This is a genomic window from Citrobacter telavivensis, from assembly GCF_041807075.1.
GTDB lineage: Bacteria > Pseudomonadota > Gammaproteobacteria > Enterobacterales > Enterobacteriaceae > Citrobacter_A > Citrobacter_A telavivensis.
In genome coordinates this window covers 59,961-73,381 of sequence record NZ_JBGUBF010000011.1, presented here as the reverse complement: position 1 = coordinate 73,381, position 13,421 = coordinate 59,961, and the positions used below count along the sequence as shown (strand labels likewise).

The following is a 13,421-nucleotide window of genomic DNA, read 5'->3' as shown; positions in this document are numbered from 1 at the left end:
CTTTTTGTTCTTAACTTTGCGAATGTCGCAAATGTGTCGCACTTGGTCACACCTAAATGATTAAGCCTGCGGGCAGGTGAAGTGTGTCACTTCGGAAAGTGTCTCTCAGCTTGGTCTGGATTGACGGTATGGACGTATTTAGCAATGGATTTTTTTTCATGCTTGTTACGTGTTTTAGCAAAGGCTTGTATGAAGAGAACCATCCTTTCTGACTCAACTTTTAGATGCCGATGACCTAGTTCAAGATTGAAAACAGAAATTTTTGTGGCTGGATTTTGAGTTTTTGAAAAATTAAGTTCATAGCGAGACTTTCTTAGCGCCTCGCAGAGTATCTCGAAATGCTGATTTAGGGTGGCAAGATCCTTTGAAGAAAGGATAATATCGTCCATATAGACTGAAACTGTGACAATTCCTGACTTGTAAAAAGAATCTATAACAGTCCCAGCGTAAGAGTTTTGTAAACAGAGAGTGGCTAGAACAGGGGATTGCGGATAGCCATACGGAACAGCAAATTTATGTTTAACAGAATTCGGAAGTCGAACTGTTGAAAGCTTTGCGATATGCCTCGCCTTGTCATACGGTATAATTTTCTTTAGTTCACGAGTCACTCGACTTTGCGATGTCGATTCAAAAAAACCTTTAATATCAATTAAACAGAAGAAATCATTACTCTTATGTAACTTAGCAGCAGCAACATGCCCACCATTTCTTAAATGATAATAATATAATGGAAATTTCCAATTTCTTTTTATATATTTATGCAGACTTGAACCATATTTAATCATTTCTTCAGAAGGGATATGAACCCACTTGTTTTCCTTCAGAAGGTATTTATGCTTCCATGTTTCCATCAGGAAATTTATCCCAACATAAGCAGTCGTAGTTAAGGGCTACGTGAATGTAGCTGTATACTTTCTCAACGAAAGCGATTAACTCGTTGAGAAACTCGAGAGCTAATTTAACCCTCGCGAGCCACTTCACTAAGCCAAACAGACTTTTCTTCATGTTTGTTCCCTCTGCACTATCCTGACGCATCTTAGCGCAAGCGCATAGCCCAAACTAAATAACGAATGATCCGAGAATCCAAGGATACCCAGGGATACCTAGGATATCCAGGGATACCCAAAGAGACCCAAGGATACCCACATGTCGTATACGACGAGTGTACAGAGTGGCCGGAGAACCGGCTAACGTCAGGAAAGAAGAGAATACACCGCCTTCCCAAAATCCTGAATCATTTTTTCAGCTATGCCTTTCCTATCCCGTTACGTTATATCTTAACTGTTTCGGGAATGTACTATTTATAGATTGGGTTGTAGCTATATCTAAAAATCACCTTTATTTACAACGAAACTATTTTATATTTTTCAGATAGTTATGCGATCAAATCTTAGCTACAACTTCAAGGCTGTATAAAATACAATCAAAATATCAGTGTTGAAAAAATGTCGGACATGGATTCCGTACTTCAGTTTTTAACAAAACCATTGTCTATCAAGTATATTAATTTAAAATTCCTTCTTTCTTGTCAGGATGACTAATCATGACTTCCTACGACCATCTTAAAGAATGCATCCGCCTTGAAGTCATTGGCCATGACAAAGTCTTTTCGTGGCGTAAAGCGTTACTTCGTACCCGACGCAACCAGAAGAAACACTTCCTGTTCTGGTGGCGTATTGCTTCATGGCTCTATGGCCAGAATAGTAAGTTCAAAAAGCGCATTGCCCGCAGGATTGAAAACCGCCTCAAGTACCGGCACAGCGTTGATGTTTCTCTGTCCTGCAAAATCGGCAAGGGTTTAAACATTGCTCATCTGAACGGCATTGTTATTACTGATAATTGCGTGATTGGTGATTTTGCCGATCTGAAGCAAGGCATCACCATAGGGTTACGCACCGACAGTGCCGACGCGATGATAGTCATTGGTGATCACGTTGATATTGGCTGTAACTCGTCCATTCTGGGCGGCAAGGTTACGATCGGAAACAATGTCACCATTGGGGCGCATTCACTGGTGCTTCAGAACATCCCCAGCAACACCGTTTATAAAAATAAGATCACGCCGGTGTATACATCCAAACTACCGCAGCCGGAATATCAGGAAAAGCAGCCTTTTGTCACTGGCAATGCTACAAAAGAAGCGTCCCGTTCCGCAGAAGCAGTGCTGTAATTTCGCTGAACAAATTTCAGTTGTGAAGATTTCATAAATTTACGTGCAGCCCGCGCCAGCACTTACAAGCGGGCTTCTCTCTATGATGTCAGGCTTCCTATCCAACGATCCACAAACACCGCCTAAAATATAATTTTTCCTTTATATTCTGTATGTTGCGATTTCACACCGATCCTTCACAGATCCTTTTTACTGAAAAAAAATGAAATTTCTTTCAATCATTTCAGTTTCTGTTCTCCGCAAAGCCGCCAGTAATGGCGCGGTCTGGCGCTCAGGTTTGTAGAAAAATAAAACTGAAAAAATTTCCAGATCCAGAAACCGCAGGCGGGTGCGGTGTAGCGCCGTTTTTGTCTGCGAAAGATTTATTTTGTCGGTGCATCACTGCGCCTGCGCAGCGCCATGCGCACGATCTTTTATATGTGTTGCGTTGGGTTAATTTGTTGTTTTAAGTGCTGAGAACGCGTTCTGCTGCGTCTGAGGATGGGTATAAAAAAGCCCGCATTATGCGGGCGTGTGGTCATGGTCAGGCAATTATATTCTGGTACTTGCTCCGGGTCTGCCCGGCTTTCGTCGCCGTCTGTGTGAACGCGTCGGCATTAGTTGGCGTCCCAACGGTGGGGTGCGAATGGCTCGCGCATTGCTGTGCCAGTTCTGCCAGTAAATCAATGGTATCCAACATCATGGTCAGGGCGTTGATACTCTCACTGCCAATATGGACAGTTGCCCCCATGACCTGCTGACCGCCAGCGGCCACTGATTTACGCAGTGCGGCAATTTTCTCTGTCAGGCTTTCGCCAACCTCCACGGCTACAGCACCGCCCACTTTAGTGGACTGCTGTCCTGCTATGTCCGTTTCTTCGTTTCCTTCAATACTGGCCAGCCTGTTACCTTTCACCGCCTGGCTATAATCACCGGCACTTACCTGCTGGATGGCTCCGGCCAGCAATGTGGTGGTTCCCAGTACCGTGGTTTTATCCGTGGCTTTCACCGTGGTTTCACGGCTGACCAGTTCGCGCTGTTCCGTATCGGCTTTTACGGTTCGCACCATCGATGTTTCACTGATGGTCTGATCGGTCTGTCTTACCCAGTCTCCTGCCTGAGTCACCCGCTGGGAAACTTCTTCCCGCTGCTGCTGCAATTGCTCACCGGGTTTAACGTCCGGCAGACTGGTGCCATCCGGCAGCGTCTGCCTGATAAAGGGTTTATCCGGTCGGCCTCCTGTGAATGCGACCTCAACCAGCGTCCCTTCTGGCGGGAACTGAAACATACCTGAATCATTCCCGGCCATTGGTACCGGCAGCGGCACCGCTGAATAAACAGGCGTCTGATTGTCCGGATTTCCGTCTGCGTCAAGCAGCTGCACGTCCACGGCATAACGTGGACGGAAGGGATCGGCAAAGTTACCGCTTTTTACTGGCTCTGAATGCGCCATGACTCTGGCCATCTTTGGCAAATGAAGCCCGGATGCCAGTTCCGGGTAATGGCTTTCAATCTGCCGTTGCGCCGGTGTTTTCTGTAAAGGTTTACCCGTTGCGCGGTTTCTCGGCGTCCATGTGATCGCCATCGTGTCATTAGTCAGGTGAACTTTAGTCACGCGTTCACCGTTCATCTCCACCCCTGGCCGCATAGTCTGGATCACTGGTAATGTCACAGAGTTACCGCCAGCAGCCCCCTGGCTGAACTCTGACGGGATTTCTACGGGACGACCGGCAAACAATGACTTTTCTGCGCCGCCGACGTAAAGCGAACCATCAGGCAACTGGTACCAGATGTAATCCAGGATACTGAACGCCCTGCCCAGATTGTTCAGCAACTGATAACCAGTACCGTTATGGGTAAAATGTGGGATGGGGGTATCGCTGTACTGTGCATCAGGCACACTGACCGTGATCCCGCTATTTTCTTCCAGCCAGCCCGCAATTTCACGCAAAGTCGGGTGTTGAAACGAACATGGCCACATCCTTTCAAACACACCTACCAGCTCACGAATGAACAGACGCTGAAAACCGTTTTCAGCGGGCTGCGATCGCTCCACATACCCCGTAAACCACCGCAAAAGCAGATCGGTATACCCCACATCCAGCCGCACCAGTTTTCCGGTGTAATCGGTTGTTGTCTCTGCGGTGATGAAGCCCCGGCCGCAGCTGTTCAGCTCCAGTACCAGGCTGGCATCCACCAGGTGAACTTCATCCGTTGAAAGGTAAAGGCGTTTTACTGGTTTCATCATTAACCCAAAGCATCATTGACGGGCTTCAGCACCTTGCGTTCAAACCACGTCAGTTTTTCTTCATCTTCTCCGGCAGACTGGCCACCGGACTGTCCCGCACTACCGGCAGTCTGTTTTTTTGCGGTCGTCTTACCTGTTGCCCTGGCTTCTCGCTTTTCCTGCACGCTGATATGTTCCGCCAGTGTGAATGTCACCATCCAGGACATTTTCCCGTCCTGCTGGGGTGCATCCAGCATCCCGCTGAACGTTGCTTCACGAAAATTAACAGCACGGGCAACTTCATGCGCCACGCGGTACTTCTGACGATTACCACTGGCATCGGTAGCACTGGCCAGCTCAAAAATACGCTTGAGTATTTCAGGCTGTTTAAAAGGTATTTCACCGCTGATCCGCAGTTCCTTTCCCTTTGCTCCCTGCTCTGATTTTGTTGTGGCACTGGTCTGGCCGGACTGATCTTTATCCTGAAATTGCTGTGAAACGGTCACCCGCATATTTTTCAGCTGGATGGCCTCGCCATTAAGCGCCAGTGTCGGGATCGAAGTCATGAATCATTCCCTTTATTCCATCAAGATTATCGCCAACCAGCATCATGGCAGCGGTGTAAACGGCAGACTGCTGCGGAATGTCCTTCACCAGTTCCAGTAACGTGGTACCGGTGTCTCCGCTGGCAGTAAAAACCCACACTCTGGCACTCTTCCCCTGTAAATCATTCAGGCCGCTGGCCACATCACTGATAAGCTGGTCACGCAGCTGCGTGAACTCGCCCAGCTGTTTTTTCAGCCCTTCGATATCAAACCCGGTACCCGCCGCCTTTTGTGCCTGGCTGATTGCCGCAGCAGATAAAGCTGCCCTGCTGGTTGGTACAGACAGCGGAATGGACGCCGGTAACGCAGCGGCGGTTTTCGCAGGGATCTGCATCTTTTCAATAGCCAACGCTGCGGCGGATTGCGCCAGCCGTTTGACCTGCGTGAATGCCGGGGCGGGGAAAATCCCGACCAGGTTATTCAGGCTGGCCATAAAGTTTTCCTGTGTCTGTCCGGTGACCATCATAATCACCACGTCCACATTCCCCCCTGTTCCGGCCAGGCGTTCAGCAAGATAGCGAACAGCATTAACCGGACTGAGATATGCCCCGTTTGCTGTCTGCTGTCCCAGCCCATAAATCCACGGATGCGCAGGGACGATCGAACAGTTCAGCGCAGCAACAGAATCCGTGAAGGCCAGACGTGCTTCACGCCACATTTCCAGGCACCTCCGGCCACACAATTTCCGGCGCATCTTCCGGTTGAATACGATTCAGTAAAACGCGGTATTTTTTCCATGCGGTAAGCAGCAGTGCTTCTTCTTCGGTCGCCATGTCGAAATCAACGGCATCCTGCAATGTGGCAATGGCATCATTGGCCTGTTTAAGCAGTCTTTTCTTTTCGGCGTCTGCCTCGCTGACTAATGTAATTCGCATGGCCTCCGCATCATCCACCCACGCCTTACCATTCCATTTTTGCCAGGCATTAGCCGGTGCTGACGTGGTAGTCCCTTCCGGGTAAGCGCCTGGCTCGGTTATCTCCAGCTCATTACCGTTTTCCGTATAAAACACAACCTCACCACGATGATCCTCACGGGAAATCCATCTTTGCTTCTCTGAATCAAAAATCGCCACAAATCCCGCTTTTATTGCCGGTGGTTTTATTGTGGTGCAATTAGCTGGCAGTCCGGTATGTGCAGGAATAAAAGCGTCACCCGCACCAATAAATTCATTCGTATCGGAACGCAGGTTATAAACAGTAACTGTTTGATCGGTTTCACTCATTTTAAAAGTCATTATGCGAGTCTCACTATGTAGTTAAATGCAATATTCTTAACGGTCGTTTCTGCGTTACCCGACGCGGCGACGGTAATGGTGTGATTGTGTGCGCCTATTGCTACGGTGTGAGCATGAGCGCCGATACCTACGGTGTGATTGTGCGCACCAATTCCTACTGTATGAGCATGAGCACCTGCCGATGTAACCCTGTCTGTGGCTGTGGTAGCAGCGTGAACAGCCTGGTTAATGCGATAAACGCTGCTGCTACCATTAACACCGATCACGATTCCGTGAGTATGCGCTCCTGTTGTATTGGTCGTTTTTGTACCGTAATCAAACGTACTCGCCGTTTTAGTACCATAGTCAAAGGATGATGTTGATTTCGTTCCCAGATCGGTACTGGATGCACTGGCAGTGTGAGCATGGGATTTATTGCCATCATCTTCATAGGAAAGAACTGTGCGACCGTCTGGTTTCCCTTTGATAGTCTGCCCACGCGCATCAGGAATTACGCCCGATGGATACGCGATAGCCAGTAAAGGATATGCAGCCTTATCAAAAGATTGTCCCTGCATAATTGCCCACCCTGCCGGTGGGATATCTGTTGACCACGGAAGCGGCACACCAACCGGCAGAACATCACTTCGACTTAAAATAGCCAGTTCACCCAGATCAAGGCTCTTTCTTGCCTTTACCTTGTCGTTAACATCAGAAAGATTTGCATCCTTACGCAAAAAATCGCTGCTGGCCTGCTGTTCTCCCAGGCTACCTTTTGGCCGTAAATCCGTGATGTTGCCATCCACATCAATGCTGGCCACAGCAAACACATAATGCTGAACTCCGTTCTGAACGTAATCAGCAAGATTTGCAGCCACCGTGATTTTGCTCTGCACATTCCAGACACTGGTCAGCGTCCCTGTCCAGCACACATCCAGCCAGACTTTTACCGGCTTTGTCGTCACCGTAATATTCTGGTTCGCAGCCAGTGACGCGCGAAGTCCAGCCACATAACCTGTGCCTTTCGTGACAAAAAACTGATTGCCGGTTTTGGCTACCAGATACCCGTCACCAAAAAACGCCGCCGCGCCATAAATATCCATATTTTCCAGGCGCTGGCGCTCATCCATTCCGGCCATACGCGCGGTGAAATCAATCTGCCAGGTTTCAGCAGGCGTATTAATCCCGGTTTCCGTCTGTGCGCCGTTGTACTCCATCAGAAACGAGCGGGTCAGCACGTTTCCCTGTTGCCCTTCTTTTGTTTTCAGTTTCTGCTGTGATGGTGCATGGACAATCATTGCCAGCGTACCGCTGGCCTTATTGAGCAGACCGATCCAGTTAAAACTGAAATCACCCACATCAGCGCCCAGCACTACGGAATAAACCACTCCGTTTTCATTCACCACACCCGTGCGGGTAACAGCCTGCCGGTGAACAATCTGTGCTGTCGGAGGCAACGCTTCATTGCGGTCAACAGGTGTATCCGGGTTTAAATCCGGCACACTGGCAAAAACAAATTCGTCCAGTAGTACCGGTTCACCCGTAGCGCCCTGTTGCGCTTTCCAGTTTTCAAATGCCAGTGTGATGGCTGTCTGTGACATAAAAAACTCCTTACAAGCTCGCGCTGAATGTTGCGCTGCGGGCTTCCGTCCCTGCTAACATCGCCGGATAAACCACATATTCCCCCTGATCCCATCCGGCTCTGATGGCCAGTTTTTCCGATGTGATCACCTCAAACTGATAGCGGCGGCATGTTCGCCCGTACTGACGGATTATCTGGATCATCAGTTGCGTGTTGTCTGCAATCTGGCTGTCTGTCACCCGAACAAGAATTACATCCCAGTCGATATCCGGTTGCCGTTCTAACAGCTCCACATAACCAATTCCCAGCCGTTCAAAGATATTGATAAACCCCTCTACTGAACCGGCATCCCGCGCATTCACGAAGGCAAAAGCCACGCGTTTGCGGAACAGGGTCAACGGTTCGCCATCAAAGCGGGTGATATCCCGGTCATAAGCCAGCAGATTCAGTAATGCCGGTGTACACGTCAGCGGATCAAACTGGTTCATTGGCCAGGTAACCCAGCCGTAAACCTCAGCCCAGAACCGCCGCGCCGCTTTCAGCAATTTCCCTGGTTCACCTTTATTCATCCAGGAAGGCAAGACCATCCCGGCCAGCTTTTTCATGAATTCATTCATTCTCAATATTCACCGTCAGTGATTTCAGACGCGGCACGCTCAGTTCACTGGTAATGTCTCCCAGCGAAAATGTCAGTGATTCCGTCTGCGCAAAGGTTTTATGAATTTCCCGCCCCAGTTGCGAAAATGAAAACCGTGAATATGGCCACGTCTTTCTGACGTCATAATCAGCATTTTCACGAAAGGCACAGCGGATCATGTTTTCAATGCCGCCCTTCAGCGTTTTCACTTCTTCGTCACTGAAGTTGTTCAGATTTTTGACATAAACCGTGACGGCCAGATCGTGAAGCGTTTCCGGCATGGGGTAACACTGCATATCATCACCATGCCCGTGGTGCCCCAGCGTGTTGATATAGTCATTCACTGCATCCACGAACGGCGCTGATGCCACCCCACTGTCCAGTAATAAAAAGGCGTTGGCTGTTCCTGGACCCCTCGGTGCTTCATGCTCAAAGAAAATCCGATCGATACTCAACCCGGCAACACTGGCGATCATTGAGCGATAAACCGCATCAGTGTGGTAATTCCCCACCAGATTGAACTGATTGCGGCAACGCTCGCGCAGTTCATCATCACTTTCCTCGTCAGCCCCCGGCACGGTCAGCCAGTTTTCCTCACTGGCCACATGGTTGATACCACTGACCGCCACCGGCAGAATGCGGTAATATCCGGGCGCAAGGTTATACGCGCCTCCGGTGCCGGTGGCTTTCACCGGCAGTAATGCGCTGGCCGCACCGGAAGCGATCACCACATCCTCAGTGGTGGCCAGCTCATAAACTCGCCCGTTAATGCGTTCGGTCTGGATAACCGTCCCGGCTTTCACCGTCACAACGGCCTTTGCATCTTCTTTGAAGAAGCGGATCACCCCCTGTGCAGCGCTCGCCGGTTTTGCCGTGACGTTCACCGCCCAGGCCAGCAGACGCAACATGCTCCCGCTGGCTGTGGCCACAAACATATTGGCCAGCACGGTTAACACCAGAACGTCTTTAAGCCACATCACCGGGGCGGTCACAATGGCGGTGATTAATCGCCAGAATGGTGACATTCGGGATGTATTGGTGATAATTCCCTCATCCGCTGCAATCGCATTGAAGCGTTCCCGCACTTCGGCTTCCGTTACCGGCATACCGCTGTCCTTCACCACTTCTTCAAAATCAACCTGCGGTTTTTCCGTCATAAATCCACCTGCGCAGAGATCCCGCCAAAATCGTATGTACTCGCGGTTACCCACAGCCGCTTCTGACTTTCTTCACTGATTTCCACCGTACCCGGCACAATGCGTTCATCATCTTCAATCAGTAATTCCATGCGGGTAAAAATATCCGCTCTCATTGTCGGGCTACGTTCGGCAATTAATTCCGTCGCTAACCCACTTTCAATAATGGAATGAATAATGTCCTGCCCGATACTTTTTCGGTTATTACATAATTCAGGTTCATTACCGGTATTCAGAACAAAGTCACCGCCCTGAATCAGCAAATCGATATAAAGAACATCACTCATACGCCAAGCTCCTGCCATTCCATAAGCTGGGATGGAGAAAGTGCTTCTTTGGTATGGAAATGCACTTCACCAATTTTCCGGCTGTTATCGGTTACGGATTTACTGTTGCTGCTGATTGTTTTGCTGATACCACCTTTATCCACACCTTTTAAATCACCACCCGTTGACAGTGTATTTCCGGTTAATGGCTGCGTGGTTTCACTGGCCAGTGAAATATCCACGCCGGGAATTTTATTCAGTTTCTGAACAATCCAGTTCCACGACTTAAGAAATCCCCCTTTGATTGACTTCCAGACATTATCAAACAGCGACATAATGCCGGAGGCCATCCCCTTTAACGCCTCAGACGGTGAAAATCCTGTCAGCAAAGAAATAAAGCTGTTCCATCCTTCACTGATATATTGCCAGGCTGAAGCAAAGATCCCCGCCAGCCATTTCACCACGGCGGCACATGTCTGGAAGGCTCCGGTATTCATCACCGCTGCTTTTATTGTGTCCCAGTGCTTAACCAGCAGATAACAACCGGCAACCAGCAGCGCAATGGCACCAATCACAAGCAGGATCGGCCAGCTCATCAGGTTGATACCAATTCCGGCCATTATTGCGGCCATGCGTACCGCCAGTAACGCACCGCGCAAAAACTTCAGCGTGGTATTCCAGGCGATTACCGCCATTTGCGCCAGCCAGACAGTGGCCGTGTAGATTTTCGTAACCGCCGTTAACGCCACCCAGATCCCGCGCAATCCCATCATGATGAACCTGGACACTCCCATCACGATATTGGCCACCGCACCCACGGCGGCAAAGCTCAGTAGTGCCATCGACGCATAACCAATCACACGGGCAATGTTAGGAAATAACTGCATCCAGCGGGCAAAGGTCTGCCCCATATCCGCCAGGCGATTCAGAACCGGATACAGCACCGGGATCAGCGTCAGCCCGATCACGGTCTGAATGGCTTTCAGGATTTGCACAAAGCGATCCCACGGCTTAACCATTTTTTGTGCCATTTCCTGGGTACGCTTCAGACCGTCCGCGCCGCCCAGTTCGGTGATGTTCCGCTGAAGTAACGCGACATTGCCGTAAAGATGTTTAACCACTGCCGAACTGTCACCAAAGGCTGCATCCAGCTCCGCCTGGGCTTTCAGGTTCCCTTCAAGGCTTTTGCCATATTTGCCCTGCAACTTGATCAGCATTTCAGGCATGGACAGCATTTTGCCGGTGGAGTCAGTAAAGGACAGCCCCAGCTTTTTAGCGCCATCAATCGCGCCGGTCATAAACCCTTCATAGGCGCTGCTGGCTTCCGTTCCCAGTGTCCGCTGAAGTTGCCCCAGAACGGCCAGCTGTTCATCCAGCCCCACACCGTAGTTAGTCCCAACGCCACGCGCACCTTCCATCAAATCCTTGATAGTGGCCATTTCTGTGCCAAAGGTTTTGCGCATATAAACCATCTTGCCCGCCAGCTGCTCGGCAAATTCAACCTTGCCCAGTCTGGCGGCATCGGCGGAAAAGTTACCGAACATCTGCCCCATAAATTCCGCCGTGTCCGCCGCTGTGGACTTGAGCGCAAAAGCCAGGGTATTGGCGATTTTCGTCACCTTCGGCAGTTCATTACCCGTCAGTCCGGCAATGGAAGCGTTAATATTTTCCGTGGATTTAACGAACTCCACCGCGCTGGCACCATAGGTTGTACTGAAGCGCAGGGCATCACGCTGAACTGTCTTAAGCGCGGAATCATCAATCCCTTTTGCGGCGGCATCATTCAGCGCGTCATACATTTCAATCGCCGGTGATAACGCGCCCTTGATCGCCATCCCGATACCTGCCAGCGCCACCGCGCCGCCGCCAATCTGCATAAAGGCCGCTTTTGATTTTTCCGCAAAGCCGGTGACGTTACCCTGCACCTGTTTTAACGGGCGGGATAATTTATCAATCAGGCTCAATGTAAAATCTAATTGTTTCATTCAGTGCCTTTAAATGCTTTTGCCACACCATTGGCCACGGCTATTCCGGTATATTCCCAGTGACGATTGTCCAGCCAGATAGCGGCGGCGATATCATCAACGGAATCCTGTCCATGCGGTAAATAATGACGGCGGAGAATTAAATATTGTTCGAGTCCATTCCTTTCAATTTCATGGACTCGCTTTGTCAGTTTTTTACTTCAATTTCCAGTTCAGGCGCATAAATATCATTTACTTTGCCAACCAGTTGAAGCGCTGCACCCGGACGTTTTAATACTTCTGCCAGTGCTTCTTTACTTTCCGTTGCCACAATTCGCGTCAGATAGTTATGTGCCGGGGCGACTTTATTATCCATCGCCATTTCATTAATAAATTTGTTGTAGGCGGTCTGATTTGGCTCAAAAACAATATCAACGCCACAAACACACAGTTTAATTTGTTCCATCACTCATACTCTCTCTTAAATTAATTTCGTCCACTAACTGATTATGACGCGCAGCACATTGCCCATAAATTTCAGGATAAATTGTCAGTAATTCCGCTGCGTCTTTTCCTGTCGTACCGTTCAGGCGCGGCAGCTGCGTGGTGCATTTAGTTTTCAGGTTTTCCTGATAACGCACGTTCGGTACCGGCTGCGGCGCTGTTGTACATGCTGACAAACTCATCAGACAGGCAACGATTGGTAAAAACGGGCTTAAGTATTTCCGTGCGTATCTCTCGCGGTGCCACATTTTTTAACGCCTCCAGTTTATCTTCCAGCGCTCTGGCCGAATCACTGGCAATACCCTGCATTGCTTTTCGCGATTCATTACCGGCCACCTGCGCCGCTGTATTGATTGCCAGCTCTAAGCTGTCACGCCGCCAGTCAGCGGTCAGCCAGCCCCAGACAAACGCCAGCGCCACCACAACCAGCCACTGCCCGCTGCTCATCAGCGCACCCCGTTATGTTCCAGACTGAAATGATTACCATCCGGTCTGGATTTGAAGCGTCCGCCCCAGGCACCACCCAGTGATTCCCAGTATTCCCCCAGTGGCAGATAATCTTCTGTGCGGGTTTTGTACTGACCGTTCACGAACAGATTGAAATCCACCGCCAGCCGCTGGGTGTGCAGACTGTTAGAAATGCCGCTGCCTTTCTTCGCATTCAGCGCGGCCTGTTCTGGTGTACGGTAAGCCTCACCGAACGTCAGTCTGTAGCCATGTTCTTCTGCCCAGTGGATCAGACTGGCCACCATGACTGTGAATAATTGCTGTTTTTCACTCAGGGTCATTTGTCTTGCTCCCGTTCTGCTTTCCCGCTGCACGCCTGCGCAGCCACACTTCCACCGCCTGATAACCGGCAATCCCCAGCGCCGCCCCCAGCCCCTGAATCGCCAGCGGGCTGGCATCCGGGATCTGAATCAGCACCGCCCCGGCCACCACTGAAACCAGACTGCCCAGGATCACGCGACCAGCAAACAGGCGCGGCGTGATGGGGTCATTACTGGTCAGCACATTGCCGATGGCAATCAGTGCGCCTATGATCAGCAGTGAATAAAGGCTCTTTTCATGCTCCTGCAT

At 50.0% G+C, this 13,421-nt stretch carries 17 protein-coding genes; 1 reads left to right on the top strand and 16 read right to left on the bottom strand.

Going from position 1 to position 13,421, the window contains the following annotated elements:
* Positions 1-86 precede the first annotated feature (86 nt).
* Positions 87-851, bottom strand: a complete 765-nt coding sequence (locus ACERJC_RS23900) for a reverse transcriptase domain-containing protein (RefSeq protein ID WP_373672631.1) — start codon at positions 849-851, stop codon at positions 87-89.
* 692 nt (positions 852-1,543) lie between these two features.
* On the opposite strand from ACERJC_RS23900, the gene ACERJC_RS23895 reads away from it, so the two are divergent.
* Positions 1,544-2,170 carry a serine O-acetyltransferase gene (locus tag ACERJC_RS23895; protein WP_373672630.1) on the top strand — a complete coding sequence of 209 codons (627 nt, stop codon included), beginning with the start codon at positions 1,544-1,546 and terminating at the stop codon, positions 2,168-2,170.
* A 523-nt stretch (positions 2,171-2,693) separates the two neighbouring features.
* Here the strand turns inward: ACERJC_RS23895 and ACERJC_RS23890 are convergent.
* The 15 genes from ACERJC_RS23890 to ACERJC_RS23820 are packed head-to-tail and all read right to left on the bottom strand — an operon-like array spanning position 2,694 to position 13,421.
* A complete protein-coding gene (locus ACERJC_RS23890) occupies positions 2,694-4,397 on the bottom strand; it encodes a hypothetical protein (RefSeq protein WP_373672629.1) in 1,704 nt (567 codons plus the stop codon).
* On the bottom strand, positions 4,397-4,942 hold the full coding sequence (locus ACERJC_RS23885; RefSeq protein ID WP_373672628.1) for a baseplate complex protein: 546 nt from the start codon (positions 4,940-4,942) through the stop codon (positions 4,397-4,399). The genes ACERJC_RS23890 and ACERJC_RS23885 overlap by 1 nt, the downstream gene beginning before the upstream one ends.
* Positions 4,914-5,639: a hypothetical protein gene (locus ACERJC_RS23880; protein WP_373672627.1), complete on the bottom strand. Its 726-nt coding sequence runs from the start codon at positions 5,637-5,639 to the stop codon at positions 4,914-4,916. The genes ACERJC_RS23885 and ACERJC_RS23880 overlap by 29 nt, the downstream gene beginning before the upstream one ends.
* Complete coding sequence (locus tag ACERJC_RS23875) at positions 5,629-6,216, bottom strand: tail fiber assembly protein (RefSeq protein WP_373672626.1); 588 nt, start codon at positions 6,214-6,216, stop codon at positions 5,629-5,631. The genes ACERJC_RS23880 and ACERJC_RS23875 overlap by 11 nt, the downstream gene beginning before the upstream one ends.
* Entirely contained in the window at positions 6,216-7,796 is a 1,581-nt protein-coding gene (locus ACERJC_RS23870) for a phage tail-collar fiber domain-containing protein (protein WP_373672625.1), read from the bottom strand. Before ACERJC_RS23870 ends, ACERJC_RS23875 begins: the two co-directional genes overlap by 1 nt.
* Before the next feature lie 10 nt (positions 7,797-7,806).
* On the bottom strand, positions 7,807-8,394 hold the full coding sequence (locus tag ACERJC_RS23865) for a hypothetical protein (protein ID WP_373672624.1): 588 nt from the start codon (positions 8,392-8,394) through the stop codon (positions 7,807-7,809).
* Positions 8,387-9,571, bottom strand: a complete 1,185-nt coding sequence (locus ACERJC_RS23860; RefSeq protein ID WP_373672623.1) for a baseplate J/gp47 family protein — start codon at positions 9,569-9,571, stop codon at positions 8,387-8,389. Before ACERJC_RS23860 ends, ACERJC_RS23865 begins: the two co-directional genes overlap by 8 nt.
* On the bottom strand, positions 9,568-9,897 hold the full coding sequence (locus tag ACERJC_RS23855; RefSeq protein WP_001286237.1) for a DUF2590 family protein: 330 nt from the start codon (positions 9,895-9,897) through the stop codon (positions 9,568-9,570). The genes ACERJC_RS23860 and ACERJC_RS23855 overlap by 4 nt, the downstream gene beginning before the upstream one ends.
* On the bottom strand, positions 9,894-11,861 hold the full coding sequence (locus ACERJC_RS23850; RefSeq protein ID WP_373672622.1) for a phage tail tape measure protein: 1,968 nt from the start codon (positions 11,859-11,861) through the stop codon (positions 9,894-9,896). The genes ACERJC_RS23855 and ACERJC_RS23850 overlap by 4 nt, the downstream gene beginning before the upstream one ends.
* On the bottom strand, positions 11,858-12,001 hold the full coding sequence (locus tag ACERJC_RS23845) for a DUF6890 family protein (protein WP_370922079.1): 144 nt from the start codon (positions 11,999-12,001) through the stop codon (positions 11,858-11,860). The genes ACERJC_RS23850 and ACERJC_RS23845 overlap by 4 nt, the downstream gene beginning before the upstream one ends.
* Positions 12,002-12,048: 47 nt before the next feature.
* Complete coding sequence (locus ACERJC_RS23840) at positions 12,049-12,306, bottom strand: putative phage tail assembly chaperone (protein ID WP_000435058.1); 258 nt, start codon at positions 12,304-12,306, stop codon at positions 12,049-12,051.
* Positions 12,293-12,481 (bottom strand): hypothetical protein, encoded by a 189-nt coding sequence (locus tag ACERJC_RS23835; protein WP_001270302.1) that lies wholly within the window; start codon positions 12,479-12,481, stop codon positions 12,293-12,295. Before ACERJC_RS23835 ends, ACERJC_RS23840 begins: the two co-directional genes overlap by 14 nt.
* Positions 12,453-12,791, bottom strand: coding sequence for a hypothetical protein (locus tag ACERJC_RS23830; protein WP_000094478.1), 339 nt, complete (start codon positions 12,789-12,791; stop codon positions 12,453-12,455). The genes ACERJC_RS23835 and ACERJC_RS23830 overlap by 29 nt, the downstream gene beginning before the upstream one ends.
* Complete coding sequence (locus ACERJC_RS23825; protein WP_000175563.1) at positions 12,791-13,132, bottom strand: M15 family metallopeptidase; 342 nt, start codon at positions 13,130-13,132, stop codon at positions 12,791-12,793. The genes ACERJC_RS23830 and ACERJC_RS23825 overlap by 1 nt, the downstream gene beginning before the upstream one ends.
* Complete coding sequence (locus tag ACERJC_RS23820; protein WP_001155239.1) at positions 13,119-13,421, bottom strand: phage holin family protein; 303 nt, start codon at positions 13,419-13,421, stop codon at positions 13,119-13,121. The genes ACERJC_RS23825 and ACERJC_RS23820 overlap by 14 nt, the downstream gene beginning before the upstream one ends.